This window comes from Prevotella heparinolytica, assembly GCF_002998535.1.
GTDB classification, from domain to species: Bacteria; Bacteroidota; Bacteroidia; order Bacteroidales; family Bacteroidaceae; genus Bacteroides; species Bacteroides heparinolyticus.
On record NZ_CP027234.1, the window covers coordinates 1,756,588 to 1,777,945 of the forward strand.

The 21,358-nt window shown below is 45.1% G+C and carries 16 protein-coding genes and 2 tRNA genes; 6 read left to right on the forward strand and 12 right to left on the reverse strand.

Going from position 1 to position 21,358, the window contains the following annotated elements; all coding sequences use genetic code 11:
• Nucleotides 1-16: 16 nt before the first annotated feature.
• Both C3V43_RS07285 and C3V43_RS07290 read right to left on the reverse strand, forming a co-directional pair.
• The gene (locus C3V43_RS07285; protein WP_106069231.1) at nt 17-3,022 is read right to left on the reverse strand and encodes a SusC/RagA family TonB-linked outer membrane protein; all 3,006 of its coding nucleotides are present in this window, start codon (nt 3,020-3,022) and stop codon (nt 17-19) included.
• Nucleotides 3,023-3,254: 232 nt separating this feature from the next.
• Complete coding sequence (locus C3V43_RS07290; RefSeq protein WP_106069232.1) at nt 3,255-4,454, reverse strand: site-specific integrase; 1,200 nt, start codon at nt 4,452-4,454, stop codon at nt 3,255-3,257.
• A gap of 515 nt (nt 4,455-4,969) precedes the next feature.
• Between C3V43_RS07290 and C3V43_RS07295 the strand changes: the two genes are divergently transcribed.
• The 4 genes from C3V43_RS07295 (at nt 4,970) to C3V43_RS07310 (ending at nt 11,996) form a co-directional block, all read left to right on the forward strand.
• Nucleotides 4,970-8,122: a SusC/RagA family TonB-linked outer membrane protein gene (locus C3V43_RS07295; RefSeq protein ID WP_106069233.1), complete on the forward strand. Its 3,153-nt coding sequence runs from the start codon at nt 4,970-4,972 to the stop codon at nt 8,120-8,122.
• Nucleotides 8,123-8,142: 20 nt separating this feature from the next.
• Nucleotides 8,143-9,678, forward strand: a complete 1,536-nt coding sequence (locus C3V43_RS07300; protein WP_106069234.1) for a RagB/SusD family nutrient uptake outer membrane protein — start codon at nt 8,143-8,145, stop codon at nt 9,676-9,678.
• 46 nt (nt 9,679-9,724) lie between these two features.
• Complete coding sequence (locus tag C3V43_RS07305) at nt 9,725-10,534, forward strand: hypothetical protein (protein ID WP_106069235.1); 810 nt, start codon at nt 9,725-9,727, stop codon at nt 10,532-10,534.
• A 331-nt stretch (nt 10,535-10,865) separates the two neighbouring features.
• Nucleotides 10,866-11,996 carry an AAA family ATPase gene (locus C3V43_RS07310; protein WP_106069236.1) on the forward strand — a complete coding sequence of 377 codons (1,131 nt, stop codon included), beginning with the start codon at nt 10,866-10,868 and terminating at the stop codon, nt 11,994-11,996.
• 497 nt (nt 11,997-12,493) lie between these two features.
• On the opposite strand, the gene radC is transcribed toward C3V43_RS07310, so the two are convergent.
• The 3 genes from radC to efp all read right to left on the reverse strand — a co-directional run bounded on the left by radC (nt 12,494) and on the right by efp (nt 14,905).
• A complete protein-coding gene (gene radC, locus C3V43_RS07315; RefSeq protein ID WP_106069237.1) occupies nt 12,494-13,180 on the reverse strand; it encodes a RadC family protein in 687 nt (228 codons plus the stop codon).
• Between the two features lie 36 nt (nt 13,181-13,216).
• On the reverse strand, nt 13,217-14,206 hold the full coding sequence (locus C3V43_RS07320; RefSeq protein ID WP_106069238.1) for a glycosyltransferase family 2 protein: 990 nt from the start codon (nt 14,204-14,206) through the stop codon (nt 13,217-13,219).
• A 132-nt stretch (nt 14,207-14,338) separates the two neighbouring features.
• The gene (gene efp, locus C3V43_RS07325) at nt 14,339-14,905 is read right to left on the reverse strand and encodes an elongation factor P (RefSeq protein WP_106069239.1); all 567 of its coding nucleotides are present in this window, start codon (nt 14,903-14,905) and stop codon (nt 14,339-14,341) included.
• 193 nt (nt 14,906-15,098) lie between these two features.
• Here efp and rpmH point away from each other — a divergent pair, with 193 nt between their 5' ends.
• Nucleotides 15,099-15,260, forward strand: a complete 162-nt coding sequence (rpmH, locus tag C3V43_RS07330) for a 50S ribosomal protein L34 (protein WP_004292199.1) — start codon at nt 15,099-15,101, stop codon at nt 15,258-15,260.
• A gap of 288 nt (nt 15,261-15,548) precedes the next feature.
• On the opposite strand, the gene C3V43_RS07335 is transcribed toward rpmH, so the two are convergent.
• The 7 genes from C3V43_RS07335 to prmC form a co-directional block, all read right to left on the reverse strand.
• A tRNA-Leu gene (locus C3V43_RS07335) sits at nt 15,549-15,632 on the reverse strand.
• A gap of 27 nt (nt 15,633-15,659) precedes the next feature.
• A tRNA-Gly gene (locus C3V43_RS07340) sits at nt 15,660-15,732 on the reverse strand.
• Nucleotides 15,733-15,833: 101 nt separating this feature from the next.
• Complete coding sequence (argH, locus tag C3V43_RS07345; protein ID WP_106069240.1) at nt 15,834-17,174, reverse strand: argininosuccinate lyase; 1,341 nt, start codon at nt 17,172-17,174, stop codon at nt 15,834-15,836.
• A 19-nt stretch (nt 17,175-17,193) separates the two neighbouring features.
• Nucleotides 17,194-17,604: an SRPBCC family protein gene (locus tag C3V43_RS07350; RefSeq protein ID WP_106069241.1), complete on the reverse strand. Its 411-nt coding sequence runs from the start codon at nt 17,602-17,604 to the stop codon at nt 17,194-17,196.
• 94 nt (nt 17,605-17,698) lie between these two features.
• Nucleotides 17,699-18,337 (reverse strand): orotate phosphoribosyltransferase, encoded by a 639-nt coding sequence (gene pyrE, locus C3V43_RS07355; protein WP_106069242.1) that lies wholly within the window; start codon nt 18,335-18,337, stop codon nt 17,699-17,701.
• 81 nt (nt 18,338-18,418) lie between these two features.
• Complete coding sequence (locus C3V43_RS07360; RefSeq protein WP_106069243.1) at nt 18,419-18,895, reverse strand: regulatory protein RecX; 477 nt, start codon at nt 18,893-18,895, stop codon at nt 18,419-18,421.
• Entirely contained in the window at nt 18,886-19,731 is an 846-nt protein-coding gene (prmC, locus tag C3V43_RS07365) for a peptide chain release factor N(5)-glutamine methyltransferase (RefSeq protein ID WP_106069244.1), read from the reverse strand. The genes C3V43_RS07360 and prmC overlap by 10 nt, the downstream gene beginning before the upstream one ends.
• Nucleotides 19,732-19,814: 83 nt before the next feature.
• Here prmC and ribD point away from each other — a divergent pair, with 83 nt between their 5' ends.
• Entirely contained in the window at nt 19,815-20,870 is a 1,056-nt protein-coding gene (gene ribD, locus C3V43_RS07370; protein ID WP_164996225.1) for a bifunctional diaminohydroxyphosphoribosylaminopyrimidine deaminase/5-amino-6-(5-phosphoribosylamino)uracil reductase RibD, read from the forward strand.
• The last annotated feature ends 488 nt before the right edge of the window (nt 20,871-21,358 follow it).

Sequence of the window (21,358 nt, forward strand, 5' to 3'; positions counted from 1 at the left end):
AAGTCATTTTTTAGAATTAGAATTTAATATTGATGCTTGAAGTCAAAGTTTTGGCATATTCATAGAAAGCAGCGCCTGTCACTCCGCTATAGTTCATCATCGGGTTCAGACCTTGACGGGCCGACCATAGGAAGAGATTCTCGCCTGCCACGCTGATGCGTACGCCTTCAAGTCCTACTTTTTTGGCCCACTTCTTGGGCAAGGTATAACCAACTGCAATAGACTTCAGCAATAAAGCGTCACTGGAAATCAAGAAACGATCGGAAGTCAGGGCGTCATAGTTTCCACCACCTTCGGCATCCAAACGGGGAACATCGGTCACGTCGCCCGGTTTCTTCCAAGCCGTGTACATATCGGCATGCATAGCACGACCACCCTGCAAGTTTCGTCCCATCAAGCCTTGATAAGCTCCATCATAGGTCTTCCCTCCCAGTTGATAAGCAAAAGCGAGGTCTAAATCGAATCCTTTCCATTCAAGTCCGGTTCCGAAACCTCCGTAAAGTTTTGGAATGGCACTGCCTGCAAAATGTTTTTTCGCAAAACGTCCGTCTTTCGTCCAAGTGGCAGCTTCGCCTTCTTTTCCTACTCCCACGAAGCCTTCCTTATTAGGATCGGCATTATTGGGATAGCGTACATTGTCCAAACGATACATTGCCAAACCGTCTTCCGGGTCAACTCCAATCCATTCGTTCAGATAGAAGTCGTAGATGCTACGTCCTTCTTCATACTTTGTATAGTCGTTTTCAATGCCTTTCTCTCTGTTCTCATCCGGCAGACGTACAATTTTATTTCTCAGCCATGTACCATTTAATGTGACATCCCATTTCAAATCGTTTTGTGATATCAGATTCGCTTTTATGTCAAATTCAATACCATAATTGCGCACTTTACCGATGTTCCGTTCCATGGAAGAGATTCCGCTGGACAGAGGTAGCGGATAGGAGAACAACAGGTCTTTGGATTCTTTGTTGAAGAATTCCACCGTCCCGCTAATCTTATCGAAAAGTCTGTACTCGATGGCGAAGTCATAACTGGTTTGTGTCTCCCACTGTAGGTTCCGATTACCTAAACGAGCAAAGCGTACGCCGGCCTTGTCACCATTATTGTTACCTAAACCATAAAGGGTTTTGTAAGCGTAATAAGACCCGATGGCATCGTTACCGGTTTGCCCGATAGAAGCACGGACTTTCAGCGTGTTCAGCCAATCAGCCTCGATAAAAGATTCGCGGGCAATGTTCCAACCGGCACCCACTGACCAGAAGTTACCCCATCTGTGGTCAGGATCCAATCGCGATGTACCGTCACGGCGATAAGAGATGGAGAAGTTGTAACGGGTATCGTAATCATAGTTCAGACGGGTGAAATACCCTTCTTTTGTATATGTGTCTGTCTGAGATTCCATGCTTACCGGCGTAGATAAATTGTTCATCTCGTCAATTCCTAAGATACTCATGCCTTTTTTCTCCATACCGGTGGTCTGCACTTTTAACCAATAACTTTCATGTCCCAATAAGAGGTCAAAATTGTGGTTTCCAAAGCTCTTCTTATACGTGAGCAATTGGTTGAATGTTATTGTAGAGTAGCGATTGTCTGCCATAATTAAGAGACCGGCCGGCTGATCTCCCATTTTGTTGTTGAAGCGTGTTTTGGATAATGCCCGACTCAAATCGTAGGCTAAATTGCCACGTAATTTTAAATCAGGGATAAAAGTCACTTCCGCAAACAGACGGCTCGTAATGGCATCTCTGTCGAATGTGGAATGATCCAATAAGCCTTCCTCCACCGGGTTGAATCTGGCGTTGTATGGACGCAATGCGTTATGGTCATAAATCCTTTCCCCTTTATCATCCAACGCGTATGAGCCATCAGCATTGTGTACATGAATGGGATAGATGGGAGCTATTCCACGTAAAAAAGCGAAAGAGTTGGAACTATAAGCTCCAGTCGCCCGCTTGGGGGCTTCATTATGCGTACGCGAGAAAGCTACATTGGCACCTGTTCCTATCCATTTATTGACAGTGTAAGACACATTGGCGCGCGCGGAGAAACGCTCGAATGTGGTATGCTTTCTATAACCGTCTTCACTTAAATATCCGATGGACATGAAACTTTGCATTTTATCGGTGTTCAATCCTCCGCTCAACGTATATTCGCTGCGATACCCGGTACGGAACAATGCTTTTTCCCAATCAAGGTCGTCTCCATATAACAATCCGTTGACTTCCGGATTCAAGGTTCCGTCGGGCATGACGATGGCAGGAAAAGTAAATGTTCCGGTTTGAGGAGAATTTGTCACAGTCAAATCTCCGGTTGTAGGATTCTCTTCATAAACGGAAGTAATACCGGCATAAGGGTTATACTTCAAGTCATTCCAAACATAGTAAGCAGCATTCGAACCCGCAGTGGCATCATCAAGATTACGCCCATATTTGAAAGCATTATACCACTGTTGCCATCTGATGGGATAGTAATCCATCGTCCCTACTTTTTTGTAATCATCTTGTCCCCTGCGGGTAAATCCTTGATTTATGGTTAAATCGAACTTGGGTTTTCCGTCTTTGGCTCCGGCTCCGCTTTTCGTGGTAATCAGCACTACTCCGTTACCCGCACTCGAACCGTAGAGAGATGTGGAAGCCGCATCTTTCAAGATGCTGACATTTTGGATATCCTGCGGTGACAGGTCCGAAAGAGAACCATTATAGATAGAACCGTCCACTACATAAAGAGGTGCCGAGGAAGCGTTCATTGAGCCAAATCCACGAATAAGAATCGAGCTTCCCGAGCCCGGTTGTCCGGTAGAAGTTACAGCTTGTACACCCGATGCTAAGCCGCCCAAGGCATTGGACACATTGGTGATAGGACGTTTTTCCAATTGCTTGGCATTGACAGATGCTTGAGCACCTACTACCGATTCTTTCTTTTGAGTACCGTAAGCCACTACAACGACCTCGTCCAACGTTTCCGCATTACTTTTGAGTGCCACTCTCACATTCGGTTTTATAGCCACCTCCTGTGTCTGCATACCAATGAATGAAATCTGCAAAGTCTTTGCGGTACTATGTCATATACGGCAATCTGCTTGTCTGCCTTAAGAAAACGAGAAGAGCCTGTTCGATTTTCATCCGGAACATTTATCGAGCATGGCTCCACAGAACACGGTTGTGCCCCGGCAACACATTTTATCTACCCACCCTCTACCGACTTTCAGATGTAACACTTTGTAAGCCAACCGACAGCCGACAATTGTCATGAGGCTATTTGTCGTGAGTGCATCTACCCGGTTCATTAATCGGATGTTCCGAGTTCTTTTTCAAATCCTGTACGATGGTCATATCCATCACATCCGCATAAACCTGGGTGGTTTTTAGGTTCTTATGGCCGAGCAGCTTCTGCACCGTAGTGATGTTTACACCTTTATATATTAATAAGGTGGCGTTGGTATGTCGGGCAGTATGAAAAGATATTCTTTTTCCTAAATTAGCCAAGCGTGCAAGCATAATCAACTCCTTGTTCACGTTGGAATTGTTTTTCAGCTGGTAGAAACAATCCGGGGCATCCTTGTATTTATCTAATATTCCGAGCGCTTTCCCGTCGAAAAGAAGAAAAAGGGGAAGCCTGACTTCCGTATCGGTTTTGACAGTTCTATAAACCAGCCATGTTTCCCGATATATTTCTACTATGTTATCCGAAGACAGATTGATGAAATCGGAAAATCGTATCCCCGTATAGCAGCAAAAGAGAAACGCATCCAGCGTTTTCCTGTACTTGGCGGCTTTCCCCATAAGGGGCAGGTACTCCAGCCGCTCCAGCTCTTCCGGAGTGAGGTGGGTGTGTTTGTTGGCCACGGTTTTAATCTTATATTTTCTGAAAGGATACTCCCTCATTTTCATATAATCCTTGTTGATTGCTATATTGACTTGTCGCTTCAGGTGTTTCATGTGCTTGGCTATCGTGTTGATATGGTAGCCTTTGGAGCGCAGGAAGCATTCGAACGAGGTGATAAACTCGAAAGTCAGGTCGGCAAAGCAGAGGTCCTTTTTAAACTCCCCCAGTAGTGCAAGCGTAGAGAGGTGGTTACTCTTGCTGCTCTTCTTCAATGTGGAATTTTCTACTTCTTGTTTGAAGAAATGCAGAAAAGACGAGGGATCGCTGTTGCCGCTCAAGCCGTCTTTCAACGACTCCAGAGAAATGCGCTTTCCTTGCCGCCACATATCCAGTTCTTTCTTTTCTATCTCTGTTGCATACTGCTGTATCCAGCGATTCAGTGCATCCGCATTCGGGTGCTTTTTCACTACACATCTGGCGGTGTCCCACTGCTCTGGTTTCAGATAAACTCCGGTAGAGAAGTACTTTTTCTTGTTTTTCAGATAAGCTTCCACTTGCACCAAGGCCGTCCCTTGCCTATTCAGGCACTTCTTCCTGTTGTACACTAAACGGTAAGTAATCTTATTCATCTCTTCAGGTTTTTAGAATTTGTATTGCAATTATCCGGTATTTTGTTCAACAAACGTGCCATCGGGGACTCCTTTCCTATTTTATGTGACGTGCTGAAACTATGAGTTTCATCCTCCTCACATAGGATGGGTGAAACTTTAGGGTATTTATGGGAAAGATATCGGCTATTCGGAATTCCTATCACTTGGACTGTGAAATCGAATTATCAGTGCATGAAGCAGATTTCACAAACCGCCAACCTCCTTTTTAACCCTGTTTTTATAAAAAGTGTATATAAAATGGAATCTTGCGCCAAACGGAGAGATGCATTATGATAGGCAGTATTCCTGTTTTTGGATTTTTTAAAGGCAAAAAGTATGCTTAAAAGCATAAAAAGGCATATCGGATTAACAAAAAGACAGGGTTGCAAGGTTTTTTCAATAAAATAGTTGTTTGTTTCAGTTTTATTAATATATTTGCATTTTGTTAGAGTATAGAAACATTTAATGAAAAGTTAAACTTTAAGAGAGAATTTATGAAAAGAAAATTAATGCTGTTATTGGCCTGTCTTTTTGTAGGGATAGGCTTGGTAACTGCCCAAACCCAGAAAGTTACAGGAGTTGTAGTTTCTGAAGAAGACGGGCAGCCGGTTATTGGAGCCTCTGTATTGGTGAAAGGTACGCAAATCGGTACCATTACCGGTGTGGATGGTGATTTTACGTTACCAAACGTACCAAGTTCCGCAAAGACTTTGCAGATTTCATTCATTGGTATGAAAACACAGGAAGTGGCTATTAAACCGAACATGAGAGTTTTGATGAAACCGGAGTCCGAGTTGCTGGAAGAGGTTATGGTTGTGGCCTACGGTACGGCGAAGAAATCGTCGTTTACCGGGGCAGCATCCACAATCGACGGAAAGCAGCTGGAAACACGTCCGGTAACTAACGTCACCAAATCGCTGGAAGGACAAAGTACCGGAGTGATAACAACTTCCGGTTCGGGACAGCCCGGTTCGGGCGCCAGTGTCGTAATTCGCGGTTACGGTTCTATCAACGCTTCTCAAACTCCGTTGTATGTGGTAGACGGTGTGCCTTTCGATGGTAACATCAGCTCCATCAACCCCTCGGATATTGAATCCATGACCATCTTGAAAGACGCTTCGGCCTCTGCCCTTTATGGTGCCCGTGGCGCCAATGGCGTAGTCGTTGTGACAACCAAGAGAGGTAAGGAAGGTAAAGCCTCCGTTTCATGGAGAAGTTCCGTTGGATGGTCGTATCGTGCCTTAAAGCCGTATGACATGGTGGGACAAAAAGACTTTGTACAATTGACGTTTGAAGCGCTGAAAAACTCTTATACATATAATAATGGTAAGGAGCCTGCCGAAGCAACTCAACTCGCTATCAATGACATAGGTGAACTACTCGGTGGAAATGAAAATGCAGAGTTGTATAATCCGTTTAAGAATTATACATGGAAAACGCTTATCGACCCAACCACAGGACAAGTGAAAGCTGACGCAATTTCTGCCTATGATGACAAATGGATGGATGCCGTACAACGCGAAGGAGCATTGCGTCACGAACACCAGTTCTCTCTCAACGGTGGTACGGATAAGTTGAAGTACATGTTCTCCTTGGGCTATTTGAATGAAGACGGTATCTTGAAACAAACCAGTTTCGAGCGCTATAATGCAAGAGTTAATGTGGAATCGCAAATTACATCATGGTTCAAAGCCGGATTGAATACTGCTCTAAGCAATTCAACACAGAATTTCCTTGATTATGACGGAACATCGACTTCTAATGTGTGGTATTCTGCACAGTTCATCGCTCCTATTTACCCCACCTACCTGAGAGATGACAAAGGTGCACTCGTGACAGGAGCAAATGGCGAACCAACTTTGGATTACGGTGAAAACGGACGCCCGAAGAATCCCGACTTCAACCCATTGGGCAGCTTACTGGACGACAAAGCTTTCAGCGTGGCAGACAATGCCAGCATACGTACAAACATGATTATCGGTTCGGACGAAGACAATACCGGATGGTTGAAAGGCTTGAAGTTGCTGATGACATTTGGTGCAGACTATCGCGCCGTAAATTCAACCAGCTATATGAACATGCTGCACGGTAACCAAAAAGGTTCCGGTTTGCTCTACAAAACCAGTTCACGCATGCAAAGCTATACTTTCAACCAGTTGCTGAACTGGAAACGCTCTTTCGGTAAGCATAACATTGACCTTTTAGGCGGTCATGAGTTCTATGCTTACAACTATCAATATCTGGAAGGAGCAAAAGCCAACTTGATTTCCGGCATTCTGGAGTTGCGTCCGGGTGCCACATTAAAATCAGCAGACTCATATACAAACAACTACCGCATCGACTCTTGGCTGGGACGTTTGAACTACGATTACGAAGGACGTTACTATCTCTCCGCTTCACTGCGTACCGACGGTTCTTCACGTTTCCATAAGGACAACCGCTGGGGATCATTCTGGTCATTAGGAGCTACTTGGAGAGCCTCAGAAGAAGCTTGGTTGAAAGATGTGGAATGGCTGAAAAACCTTTCATTTCGCATGAGTTATGGAGAGCAGGGAAATGATGCTTTGTCAACTCTCTATGCATGGCAAAGCTTGTACAGCCTGAATTACTCGAATGCCAATCAGGCAGGTGCTATGATTGCTTCACTGGAAACGAAAAAAGTCAGTTGGGAAAAGAGCGGTAACTTCAACGTTGGTGTAGAAGCCTCTCTCTTCGACGGTCGTTTGAACGCCAGCATTGAGTACTTCAACCGCAAGACCAGCGATATGTTATTAAGTTACCCGAAAGCAACCTCTACCGGTTTCGACAGTTATAATGCAAACGTGGGTGACATGCGCAACCATGGTTGGGAAGCAAGTATAGACGGTACATTGATAGATGTACGCAACTTCCGTTGGAATATGAAGGTTATGGGTTCGGCCGTTAAAAACAAAGTTCTGAAACTCACCGCCGAGTCTCCTCAAATCATCTCCGGAATCTATATCATTAAAGAAGGAATGCCCTTGCGCACATTCTACATGGCTAAATCGGCAGGTGTAGACCCGGCTACCGGTACGCAACTTTACTATGCATACGAAAAAATGAACGATGACGGTTCAATCGAAGGTGAATACATCACTTCCGATTATTCCAAAGCAGCCAACAGCAAGTACTATCAAGGCAGCCGTATCCCTGACTTATATGGTAGCATTTCTTCCGAATGGAAACTCTTCGACGGTTTTGATGTCAGCGTGCTGGCCACCTATTCCATTGGTGGTAAGGTATATGACGGTTTGTATGCAGGTTCCATGAACGCCATGTATGCAGGCGACACCTGGAACAAGCACGCTTTGCGCCGCTGGCAAAAGCCTGGTGATATCACCGATGTTCCGAGAATGGAAATCGGAGGCAGATACACTACTACTAATCGCTTTTTGGTTAATGCTTCATATTTGAGTATCAAGAATGTGACGGTGGGCTACACATTCCCCTCGGCATGGCTGAAGAAAGTGGGTTTCCAGTCGGCACGCATTTACGGTTCGGTAGACAACTTAGCGTTGTTCTCATATCTGGATGGTATGGATCCGCAGTATAACTTTACCGGAGGAACGGATTACAGTTATACTCCCAATAAGACTTATTCTATCGGAGTAGAGTTCAAATTCTAACATCTCAAAAAAATCAGAAAATGAAAAAAGTATATATTTATTTATTGACGCTTGTAGTGGTAGGCTGTATGTTTACCGCATGCAGCGATGACATGCTTGATACAGCTCCTTCCACCCAAATGTCAGGAAGTGAGCTGCTGAGTTCAGCCGATAAAGCGATGGTTCCTTTAAACGGTATTTATCGTGCCATGTATAGTACTGGCTGGTCTGTAGGAGGTAATACCCATCAGGCTTCTTCGTACATCCACCACGTACTGATGGCAGACGTAATGGGTGAGGATCATATAATGAAAGCTCAGGGCAGCGGTTGGTTCTGGTACGACTGCATATATAATGTAAAATCGCGTTATACGTCCAAGTCATGGCGTTCTTACGACGTATGGAATGCGTATTACACATTAGTTTCCAATGCCAACTACATTTTGGCCGCAGAATCTACAATGCAAGGAGAATCCGCTAAAATCAAAAATGTGATGGGGCAAGCTTACGCCATACGGGCTTTTTCATACTTCATGCTGGTCCAAAACTTTGCACGCACTTATAAAGGTCACGAACAAGATCCCGGCTTACCAATCTATACAGAGCCTACTCTGCCCGAAACAGAAGGACAGCCTCGTTCTACTGTAGCAAAAGTGTATGAACAAATCGAAGCAGATATTGATAAGGCTGTTGAGTTGCTGAAAGGAACAGAGCGAATACATATCAGTCACATCGACTACGCAGTGGCATTAGGTCTGCAAGCCCGTATTGCCATGACTATGGAAAAATGGGACAAAATGAAAACTGCAGCTACGACCGCTATCGAGGCTACCGAAGCCAACATCCAAAAGCCTGAAGATATCTTGAAAGGCATGAACGATCAAAGCTTGAGCAATGTGATGTGGGGAGCAGAAATTATAGCCGATCAAAGTAGTCAATGGGCAAGCTTCTTTACACACATGGACGCATCCGCCGGAAAATACGGCGCGCGTGCCCGTAAGGTGATAAATAGCGCACTTTATGCAGAAATGAGCATTAAAGATATTCGCCGCGCATGGTGGAATCCGGACGAAAAGGCAGCTGCTTATCAACAAGAGAAATTCAAGTTCAAAGGCAATCCCAAAGATTGGATGGGAGATTATATTTGGATGCGTGTCGAAGAAATGTATCTGATGAAAGCCGAAGCTGAATGCCGCCTTGGCGACAATGCCAGTGCACAAGAAACACTGGTAAGCCTGATTAAGACCAGAGATGCTGATTACAAATGCGAAAAGACAGGAACAGAAATGGGCAAATTGACCAGTGAAAAAACCAATTCATTGTTGGAAGAAATCATCAAACAACGTCGAATTGAACTTTGGGGAGAATACGGTCGCATTTATGATATTCGTCGTTTGCGTCAAGGATTCAAGCGTACAGAAGCCATGGGATGGCCAAAGGCAGCTTTGATAGAAAAGACGGAGACTCAGGATTCTGAATCATACGCATGGGTATTGACTATTCCACAGTCCGAATTCGATGGTAATAAAAATATGGACGAGAAGAAAGATCAGAATCCTACGGGAGATAGACCGTAAGAAGAAAAACGATAAAATGTAATTACACCTATTTATCAATAAAGATATGAAAACAATCAATAGATATATCATAGTCCTCGTGGCATTGTTGCCGTTATGCATCTCCTCCTGCGACACAGACAATGAAGGAGCTATATACAACGTAGGTGATAAGGCAGCGGTTACTTTTCTTACCAATGCATATGCATACACCTTGTCGAACGCAGAACCGAATGCTACCCTGACAGTTTATCGCGGTAATGTGGCACAAGCCGCTGACATCAAACTAACTTCAACAGCAGTTCAATGCGAAGTGAGTGAGACCGTACATTTCGATGCCGGACAGAATACGGCAACACTAAACATCGGAATCGGTAAACTTAAAGGAGGTGAAAGTGAAACTTTTACAATAGCATTCCCTGAAACAGGCGCTACACCAGGATGCACCAGCAAGGCTTCTATTAAAGTGCAAGCCGCATTCAGTTGGAGCGTATTCGGTACAGGACAATTCACCGATCAATGGACATTCGAAGATGCGAAAGCACATGGTTACGACGTTAGCATCGAGAAAGCTGATGGTTACGAGCGTTACCGCGTAGTAAAACCGTATGATAAAGGTTTTGAACTTTTGGGAGAAACAGGAAGTAATCCGGCATCTTTCCTCATATTTACTATAGACGGAGAGAAAGTTTCTTTCGAAGAATTTGCTATTGGATACAACTATCAAGGAAAAACTCCTATCAAAGGTAGAATGGGAGGGTTGCCAAATACGTATGCAAACGGTATAGTTACCCTTTCTCCAAATTATTACGTACCAGGAGTCGGTTCGTTTGGCGATGCAGAGGGTGCAATCACAATCGTGATGCCTAAAAAATAACAGACGATACGTTTAGGATACGTCAACATATCCACTTTATCTTACCCAAGTCTACGTCACCCAAACGCAGACTTGGGTAAGTTTTTTAATGATACTGTCGCTCAGACATTGGTAGGTTTCTCATTCGCCCACACTTTCATCAAGCGCTTCGAAGCACACATATAAACCGCAACAGTAAGATTTATACTAAATAATTATGATTGTGCAAATCTAAAGTATTCTAAGACCAAGACAGTCTTTAAGATTCACATTGTAACAAATTTATTAGTAATAACATTGTTACTAATAAAAATATTGTTTACCTTTACATCAGAATAATATCTGAAGATTTATGGAGAATAAGCCTTTTATATTCGGTATTGCAACATCGGGCGATAATTTTACCGATCGGAAGAAAGAAACGGAACGTCTATTATTGAATTTTCAACACGGCATAAATACGGTGCTGATTTCTCCCCGTCGTTGGGGTAAGACTTCTTTAGTGCAGAAAGCGTGCCGCTTGGCACAATCCGACAAATTGAAGGTTGTGTATCTTGATATATTCCCGTGTCGCAGCGACAGAGATTTCTATGACGCATTTGCGACCGCCGTTCTTAAACAAACATCTTCCAAGCTGGATGAGTGGCTTGAAAATGTCAAGTTATTCCTTTCGCGTATCAGCCCCAAAATATCAATAGGCACTGATCCGATGACGGATTTCTCCATTTCACTTGAGATGAATCCCAAAAGCGACGATATTGATGAGATTCTGCAACTCCCCGAAAAGATAGCGCAAAAAAAAAGTTGTAAGATTGTTGTATGCATCGATGAATTCCAACAGATTGCCGAATTCAAGGATTCGAAGACTTTTCAGAAGCGGTTACGTTCTGTATGGCAACTACAAAAGTCAGTATCTTATTGTTTGTTCGGCAGTAAGAAGCACTTGATGAATGAGCTTTTTGAAAAAAGAAGCCTTCCGTTTTATAAATTCGGCGACGCTATTTATTTGCCCAAAATCGGAACTTCAGATTGGATTGATTACATCTGTGGCCGTTTTGCTGCTACAGGTAAACAAATCTCAAAAGAATTGGCCGAAAAAATATGTCAAAGAGTGGACAACCATTCTTCGTATGTGCAGCAGTTGGCATGGTTGGTATGGGTGCACACGGACAAAGTGGCCACAGAGCAGGACTTCAAGATGGCATATCAGGATATTATTGACCAAAACACACCGTTGTTTGAAAAACAGACCGAGAGCCTTACGACTTATCAGATGAATTTCTTAAAGGCCATTATTGATGGCGTCCATAGCGAGTTTACCACACAAGAGGTTTTGCAGAAATATCAACTTGGTTCGTCGGCAAATGTCAGTACCGTAAAGAGGGCATTGATTAAAAAAGAACTTATAGAGATTGAGAAGCGTCACGTTATCATCCCGGATCCGGTGATGAAAGTGTGGCTACAAAAGGAATTGAAAGCGTGACGCCCGGCAAAGGTTTGAGAGGTTGATTTCAGGTCTGCTTTTCAAATGCCTGAGATTACGACAAGGTTAATAACACATCATTAGACCTGAATTCGGGACAGGCGGTTCCTTCTTTTAAAGATGAGGGGCTGCATCCTATCGGTCAGATATTTCTTGAATGCACCGGTTTACAATGGTTAGGCAGAAGAGAAGAGAGCCTTTTACGTCAAGCGCCCTCTCTGTTTGACAGCTGCAAGCCTTTGTCATGACAGACGCAAGTGTCCAAGCCGACAGACACAAGTTCCTGACGTGGCAGACACAGGTGTTTGAGCCGTCAGACACTTGTGTCTGACAGGGCAAAAGTAAACATCTGATAACCAATGGAATTTTACTTTAAAACACAAGTATCCGTGTAAGGTTATCGACCTGCTTCTTGTCCTGAACTCAGGTATCATTAGATACGGTAAAGGTAAAAGCAATAACAAGTCAGAGGCAGCCCTGCTGAAAGAAGCCGGAGGTTACAACATTCCCTCATCACTGAAGCTGTAATAGCGACCATCCGTAACAACTACATGGTCGGCCAGATGTATGTTCATGGTCTGCGCGCCTTTTTTCACTTGTTCCGTCAGGCGTTTATCGTCTATGCTGGGGCGTGTACTGCCCGAAGGGTGATTATGAATGAGGATAATCTGTGTGGCACGCCGCAACAAAGCTTCGCGTAGGATGGTTCGTACGTCGGCAGTCGTTTGATCGATACCTCCGCGACTGATGCGCACCTTGTCTATCACTTTGGAAGTCTGATTCAGAAGCAATACCCAAAACTCCTCGGTGGCAAGGTCGCATAGCAAAGGATGGAACAGCTCATAGACATCTGCCGATGAACAGATGAGGGCGCGTTCGGAACACTCCTGTAATTTACGCCGTTTACCCAATTCAAGGGCTGCCATTACGGTGATGCTTTTGGCAAGCCCCAAACCCTTGAAACGGGAAAAGTCATGTACTTCCCATTTACTCAACCGGTTAAGGTCATTGCCACAGGCAGCAAGTACCCGCTGCATCAGAGCTACGGCACTCTCTTCCGTATTGCCCGATCCGATAAGTATGGCAAGCAGTTCGGCGTCACTCAGAGCCTCCGCCCCTTTCTGCATCATTTTCTCCCGCGGGCGATCCTCTTCTGCCCACTGATTGATATTCAGCTTATTCATACCGTATGCTTATTATCTCCGCCGCCTTTGTTGTGACTATTTATAGAAGCTCCTCTTAAAAGCCTCAAACTCTCCTCTTCCCAATACGCAACAATTCCACCAAGCCAGCCAAAAGCCCGTCCCATAGCCAACAAGTTGGACAAAAGAAGCGGCAATGGAATAGATACCGATGCGCAGACTTCGATTTCGGATGGTAGAATCCGCACAGACCAACAGAGCATAGGCAACGATAGGCATCAGACTGTACAAGCAGAAAGGCACACCTGACAACAGTATAACCAAGCCCAATGTGAATGCTGCCGGCAACAAGTGGACTATCTTCAACGATTCAGGATATTTTTTATACAGATTGATACGGGCAATGCCGGAGTTATGTACTTGTTTGAAGAACTTCTTCAAGTCCGTCCGACGTTTGTGATATACCCATGCTCCGGGAAACAGGCGGCACGTATATCCTGCCTTGAAGATGCGGATACTGAAATCAATGTCCTCGCCGAAACGCATCTTAGAGAAACCATCCAAGGCTTGATAGACGTCTCGCCGCACTCCCATATTAAAACTTCTGGGATAGAATTTGTCCATCTTCTTTTTTCCTCCGCGTATGCCGCCGGTGGTGAAGAAAGAAGTCATGGAATAGTTTATGGCTTTCTGCATGTCGGTAAAGGAGTGGTGCGCACGATCCGGGCCACCGAAGGCATCGGCAGGTTTGCATTGTAATTCTTCTTCCACAGCGGTGAAATATCCTTCGGGCAGAATGCAGTCGGAGTCCAGAATAATCAGATACTCACCATTACTGCGCTCTGCGGCATAGTTGCGTGTCTGTCCGGGGCCGGAATTGGGCTTATTATAATAATGTATATCCAGCTTTCCTCGGAATTTCTCCACGATGTCCCGACAAGGAAGAGAAGAGCCGTCTTCCACTATAATCACTTCAAAATCGGTGTAACTCTGGCGGATAAGACTTTGCAGCAACTCGTCCACTTCGTCCGGACGGTTGAAAACGGGGATAATGACTGAGTATCTCATAGCGTTTGTTCTTTAGCGACGAACAAAGGTAATGGAAACCCGGCAATAATGGAAATCCGGCAATAAAAAAAGCAGCCTGCCCAAAAAAGTTATGGACAAGCTGCCGAGCGAATTACAAACTGTACAAAGAAATTATGCTTTTACGCGGCCTACGTAAGAACCGTCGCGAGTGTCTATTTCAATGGTCTCGCCTTCGTTAATGAACAAGGGAACACGAACGGTTGCCCCCGACTCTACGGTTGCAGGCTTCAAGGTATTGGTTGCCGTGTCACCTTTCAGCCCCGGCTCAGTGTAAGTAACCTTCTGCTGAACCTTTACCGGCACATCAGCATAAAGCACGGTCTCGGTTGTGGCGTCCGATACCACGTCTACCACCATGCCTTCAAGCAAGAAGTCTACACCGTTGATGAGGTCGTGGGTGATAGGTACTTGTTCGAAAGTTTCCTGATGCATAAACTGGTAATAGTCACCATCGTGATAGAGATATTGGTGCGGGCGACGCTCCACGCGTACGTCCTCCAGCTTTTCACCGATGTTGAAACGACGTTCGAGCACATAGCCGTTCACTACGTCTTTCAACTTAGTGCGCATAAAGGTGTTACCTTTTCCCGGCTTTACATGCAGAAAGTCGATACAGAAATAAAGCTTGCCGTCCATGCGGATGCAAGTCCCGATTTTAATGTCTTGGGCATTAATCATACTTATAGTCTTTATATTATTTATAGTTTACTTTGTTTGTTGGAATTGCTTCACAGCTGCAAAAGTAATGGAAATCGACAAAAATCACAAAAACTTTTGAGAGAAAATGAGTTATCTCTTGGTTTATTTGAAAAAAGTCCCTATTTTTGCAGCCCGAATTCGTGAGAATAATAACATAAAACAAGATACAGTAATGAAAAGAACATTTCAACCCTCTAACAGAAAGAGAAAGAACAAACACGGTTTTCGTGAGAGAATGGCAACTGCCAATGGGCGTAGAGTTTTAGCCGCGCGTCGTGCTAAAGGCAGAAAGAAACTGACTGTTTCTGACGAATACAACGGAGTAAAGGCATAACCCTCCGCAAACGATTAAGGACACAAAAAGCCGCAAAGAAGCAACAACTTCTTTTGCGGCTTTTCCTTTTTCAAGCCTTTACACTTGCACCATCGCAAAACCGGATTATTCCGTAAGCCCACATCCGAGCAAGATTAGACCCACACTTTAGGAAACATCCGCTCACACTTCAGAGAGAACGAACTGAGAGGAAACATAAAACAAGCTACAAAGCCCTTTTTATAGATGCAACAATCGCCTGCAAAAAAACAAAGCCCCGCAAGTCTTATACTTACAGGGCTTCCATCGTACTCGAAGCGGGACTTGAACCCGCACAGCCGCAATGGCCAAAGGATTTTAAGTCCTTCGTGTCTACCATTCCACCATTCGAGCATCCTTACAGAAAAAAAGGGGAAAGAGAGCGGAAAACGAGACTCGAACTCGCGACCCCAACCTTGGCAAGGTTGTGCTCTACCAACTGAGCTATTTCCGCATTGGAAGAACGGCTGCAAAGATAAGCAGTTTTCTCATTCCTGCCAAATATATTTTATAAAAAGTATCGTATTCAGTAGCAAGAACTAAGGCGCGTAGAGTCTACCTGCCAAGAAGTTTCCGCTCTGCATCTTTCATGGTTTCAAAGTTGAAACCATCCACTACTTGTTGCATCAATGCAGAGATTTCCGTGTTACAGAGGTTTCCTATACTACCCTCATGCGTATGGCCTACTTCCTTTGTATGCGAAAAATTTCCAGCCTCGATATCCAGTCCCACTTTTTTATAAGCATCACGGAAAGGCATGCCTTCATGCGCCAGACGATTGACCTCTTCCACACTAAAAATAAGCAGATACTTGTCATCATCCAGAATATGCTCATTCACCTTTATCTCATTCATGATATAAGTGGTCATCTGCAAACAGTCTTTCAACTCCTGAAAGGCCGGCAGGAAGACCTCCTTGATAATCTGCAAATCACGGAAATAACCAGAAGGAAGATTATTGACAATCATCATGATCTGTTGGGGCAAGGATTGCAGTTTGTTACATTTGGCACGTGTCAGTTCAAAAACATCCGGGTTTTTCTTATGCGGCATGATGCTGGAACCGGTAGTGCAGTCGTCGGGCAATTTCACAAAGCCAAAATTCTGGCTGTTGAACATACAAGCATCAAAAGCCAGTTTAGAGATGGTACCGGCAATACTCGCCAAAGCAAAAGCCACATTGCGTTCCATCTTGCCACGTCCCATCTGAGCATATACCACATTGTAGTTTAATGAGTCGAAACCCAAAAGGCGAGTAGTCATGGTACGGTTCAGCGGAAAAGAAGAGCCATAACCGGCTGCCGAACCTAAAGGATTGCGATTGCACATTTTGAACGCTGCCTGCAGGAAGAGCATATCGTCTACCAGGCTTTCCGCATAGGCACCGAACCATAATCCGAATGAAGAAGGCATGGCTATCTGCAAGTGTGTATAGCCCGGCATCAGTATTCCTCTATAACGCTCGCTCTGCATGATCAGCACATGGAACAGTTGTTCCACAGCTTCCGCTATTTCTTTTATCTCTGCACGGGTAAAGAGTTTCAGGTCGAGCAACACCTGATCGTTGCGTGAACGTCCGCTATGTATTTTCTTTCCTACATCGCCCAACTTCCGTGTCAGCATGAGTTCCACCTGCGAATGCACATCCTCGACACCTTCCTCTATCACAAACTCTCCGTGCTCTGCCATTACATATATGTTTTTCAATCCGGCAAGTAGTTGCTCTAACTCTTCTTGAGTCAAAAGGCCGATACTTTCAAGCATCGTGATATGTGCCATAGATCCTAACACATCGTATTTTGCCAAATAAAGATCCATTTCACGGTCGCGGCCTACCGTGAAGCGTTCGATGTCCTTGTTTACCCGGACTGATTTTTCCCAAAGTTTCTGAGCCACGTCATTCAGTATTTAGCGGTTAGTAAGGTATGAGGGAGAGCATGTCGGCCATCTTTTCAAGGCCTTCCTGCAAGGGTTTTTGCACCATGGCTTTCATAAATGGATTGATATCCATGCCGATGGTGAGTTTCATTTTGCATTCGCCGGCAGTGACAGGCAGAATTTGTATCCAAAGATTAAACGGAAACGGTGAAGCAGCCGTTTCAAACTTGATGCACTTGCAAGGCTCTTTCTCTACGATCTGCAAAGTGATTTTCCCTACGGGATTCACCTCCATAGTCATGCTGTATGCATCAAAAGTCAAGTCCTTTATTTTGTCTTCCGGCAAGCGTTCCTTCACCTTCTCCAGATTATTCAAGTCGGACAGTTTCTGATAGACAGCCTCTTGTGAAGCCTGTATATTCTTTATTCCACTCTCAAATTTCGTCATATATTCGATTCTATTAAAAAGACAAAAGAACTATCCGGACATGGATTGCTCCGAATGGCTCTTTTGTCATACCATATTTTATCAAGAACAAAATTTATTTCCCGGCAGCCCAATGCGCAGGGTCTTTGCGCCATTCATTGAGTGTTGCTATGTCTTTTTCCTCGATATAGCCGGTGCGCAAGGCGGTCTCCAGCACAGCTTCGTAATTGGTCAATGTCACCAAAGGCACTTTGGCATCCCTGAATGCTTTTTCGGCCACGGGGAATCCGTAAGTGTAGGCGGCTACCATACCGATAACTTCACACCCATCGCGACGAATGGCCTCTACAGCTTTCAAGCTGCTCCCACCGGTCGATATCAGGTCTTCTACCACCACCACTTTCATGCCGGGGCGAAGTTCGCCTTCAATCAAGTTCTCCAAGCCATGATCTTTCGGGGTGGAACGCACATATACGAACGGCAGATTTAAGGCGTCGGCCACCAATGCTCCTTGCGGGATGGCTCCCGTTGCCACACCGGCAATGGCATCTACCTGCCCGAAGCGTTCCAGAATCAGACGTGTAATTTCTGTTTTCACAAAATTGCGAAGAGAAGGATAAGAAAGGGTTTTGCGGTTATCGCAATAAAATGGGGACTTCCATCCGGATGCCCAAGTAAATGGATTGGCGGGCTGTAGTTTAATCGCTTTTATCTTCAGCAACTTTTCTGCAAACAATCTTTCTAAAGTTTTCATAATCACACTAACTGTTATGATAAATATGGCACAAAAATACAGAAACTGTATGAGATTAGAAAAGAGAATGCCAATATTTTTTTATTCGGGATAGCCATTTTCGTCGGAAACATCGATGCAGCAACGTATGTCCTTCATCTCAAATCCGCGGCTCAAGGCGAAGCGAATCAGCTTGCCATTCAGTTCGTATTCGCTCTTGGCGCGGATGTTCTTCCGCTTTGCAGCCAACAAATTACGAAGAGTGGCAAGATATTCTCCTTCATCAACCTCATCCAAAAAAATGCGGTAGACGGACGAGGGGATTTCTTTTTGTTGAAGTGCCCGGCCTATTTTGTACTTCCCCCATTTGGCAAAACGGTATTTATCATGGATAAAAGCACGGCAAAAACGTTTCTCGTCTATATACCCCTCCTTTATCAGGCGATTGATGATGTGTTCTACGGCATCATGGGACACACCCATTCGCTGAAGTTTTTCTACTATTTCTGCCCTGCAATGTTCAGCAGTAGAACAATAAGCTTCCATCCGCTTCAGGGCTTCTGTTTCGGTTATTTCCATCCTCTTTCTGCTATTACATACCGGTCGTTGCCGGAAATATCTTTTCGGACGTGGACTTTCGTGTAGCCTTGTTCGCGAAGCATCATCGCAGCAGCCTCTCCGAATGCCCGGTTGATTTCAAAATAAAGTTTGCCGCCGGCTGCCAGCATGTTTCTTCCCAATTCCCCGATACGGCGATAGAACAAGAGGGGATCTGCATCCGGTACGAACAAGGCCGAAGAAGGCTCCCAGTCCGTCACATTCCGTTCCATGTCTTGTTTTTCGGCTTCGGTAATATAAGGCGGGTTACTGACGACCACATCAAAACAATCGTCATCGGTCGGCCGATATGTCAGGACATCACGTCGGACAAAACGCACAGAAGCTTGCAATTGCCTGTTGTTTTCTTCGGCTATGCAAAGAGCCTCGGCAGAAATGTCCCAAGCCGTGACTTCTGCTTCGGGAAGTTCTTTCGACAAGCTGACGGCTATGCAACCGCTTCCTGTACCAATGTCGAGAATGCGACTGTCCGGTGCAATTTCTTTCAGCATCTCTTCCACCAGTTCTTCGGTTTCGGGACGGGGAATCAATACGCCGGGTGCCACATGAAAAGAGAGTCCCAGAAAGGAGGCCATACCTTGTATATATTGTATCGGTTCGAATTTACACAAGCGGCACAGAATGCTTTCCAATTCCTTTTCTTTGTTCGGGGATAAAATTATATCTTTGCCCAGATAATAATCTACGGAACTTTGCCCCAACATTTCACAGCAAATGATACGACAGAGGGCCGCCACCTCTTGTGCGGAGTAACAGGCTTGCAAAACAGTGCGGATATGTCGGGCAGGATGACTCATTGAAACCTTTCTTTTTTGTATCAGGATGCAAAAATAGAGAAAAAAGCGAGTAGAGAATGTCCACCGAAAAAGAAAATATGGAAATGGAAGAAGAATATAAATACATGCGACGTTGCATCCAGCTGGCACAGAACGGACGATGCAACGCAGCCCCCAACCCCATGGTGGGGGCAGTGATTGTGTGCGACGGGCAAATTATAGGCGAGGGCTATCATGTGCGTTGCGGAGAAGCGCATGCCGAGGTGAATGCCATCCGTTCTGTCAAAAAACCTTCGTTACTGAAACGTTCCACCATTTATGTCAGTCTGGAGCCATGTTCTCATTACGGGAAAACGCCTCCCTGTGCCGACCTGATTATCGAAAAACAAATTCCCCGTATCGTCATCGGGTGTCTCGATCCTTTTTCTGAAGTGGCCGGACGGGGCATACGGAAACTGAAAGATGCCGGACGTGAAGTAATTGTGGGAGTTCTGGAAGAGGAATGCAAACAGCTCATTCAACGATTTGTTACCTTCCACACTCTACACCGCCCCTATATCACCTTGAAATGGGCGGAGTCGGCCGACGGTTGTTTGGATATTCATCGTGAAGGCGGATGTCCCGTTGTATTGTCCAGCCCGTTGACATCCATGCTGGTACACAAGAAGCGTGCAGAACATAGCGCCATCATGGTGGGTACCCGCACCGCCCTTTTGGATAATCCCGGGCTGACCGTTTGCCATTGGTATGGTCGTTCGCCCGTACGTGTCGTTATTGACCGCTATTCGGCATTGCCTCCCGGCCTGCAACTCTTTGACGGCAGCGTGCCTACTCTTGTTTTTACCGAGAAGCCGCATGAAGCGGTTCGCAATGTGGAATATATTCCGATAGATTACTCACAAGATACCCTTCATCAGATGTTGCATGCCCTTTATGAACGCGGGCTACAATCGCTTCTTGTAGAAGGCGGCGGCATGTTATTGCAATCGTTCATCGATGCCGCATTGTGGGACGAGGCCTTTGTGGAAGCAGCGCCTGTTCTGCTTCATTCCGGTGTCAAAGCCCCGCAGATAAACAATGAGATGCTTTTTGATGTCTCACAAGCATTCGGCAGGAACTTCCGCCACTATAAACCAAAGAATAAGGTGGATTCCATCTGACATCTGCCTTATTCTTATTTATCTCCCTCTTCTGTTTCTTCTAAAAAATCCCCAAAGACACAATCATCCATCTTATACCTAAGTTCGGGATAAGAAACAGCTCGACAACCTCACCCGGAGGCTTGTATCCTAAAGCTAAACCCCATTGGTTATCAAGTACTTACCTCTCACTCGTCAGACACTTGCGTCTGACGGTTCAAACACTTGTGTCTATCATGTCAGACACAAGTGTCTGTCGGCTTGAACACTTGCGTCTGTCACGACAAAGGCTTGCAGTTGTCAAACAGGGGGGGGGAAGGCAGTCGGCGCGAAAGGCGCTCTTCTCTTCTGCCTAACCATTGTAAACCGGTGCATGCAAGAAATATCTGACTGATAGGATGCACCCCCTCATCTTTAGCGAAAGCAACCGCCTATTCCGAACCCAGACATAATTGGGTCGTACAAATTGTACAGGCTTTATATGCCTTTCTGCACCCATGATCATTGTT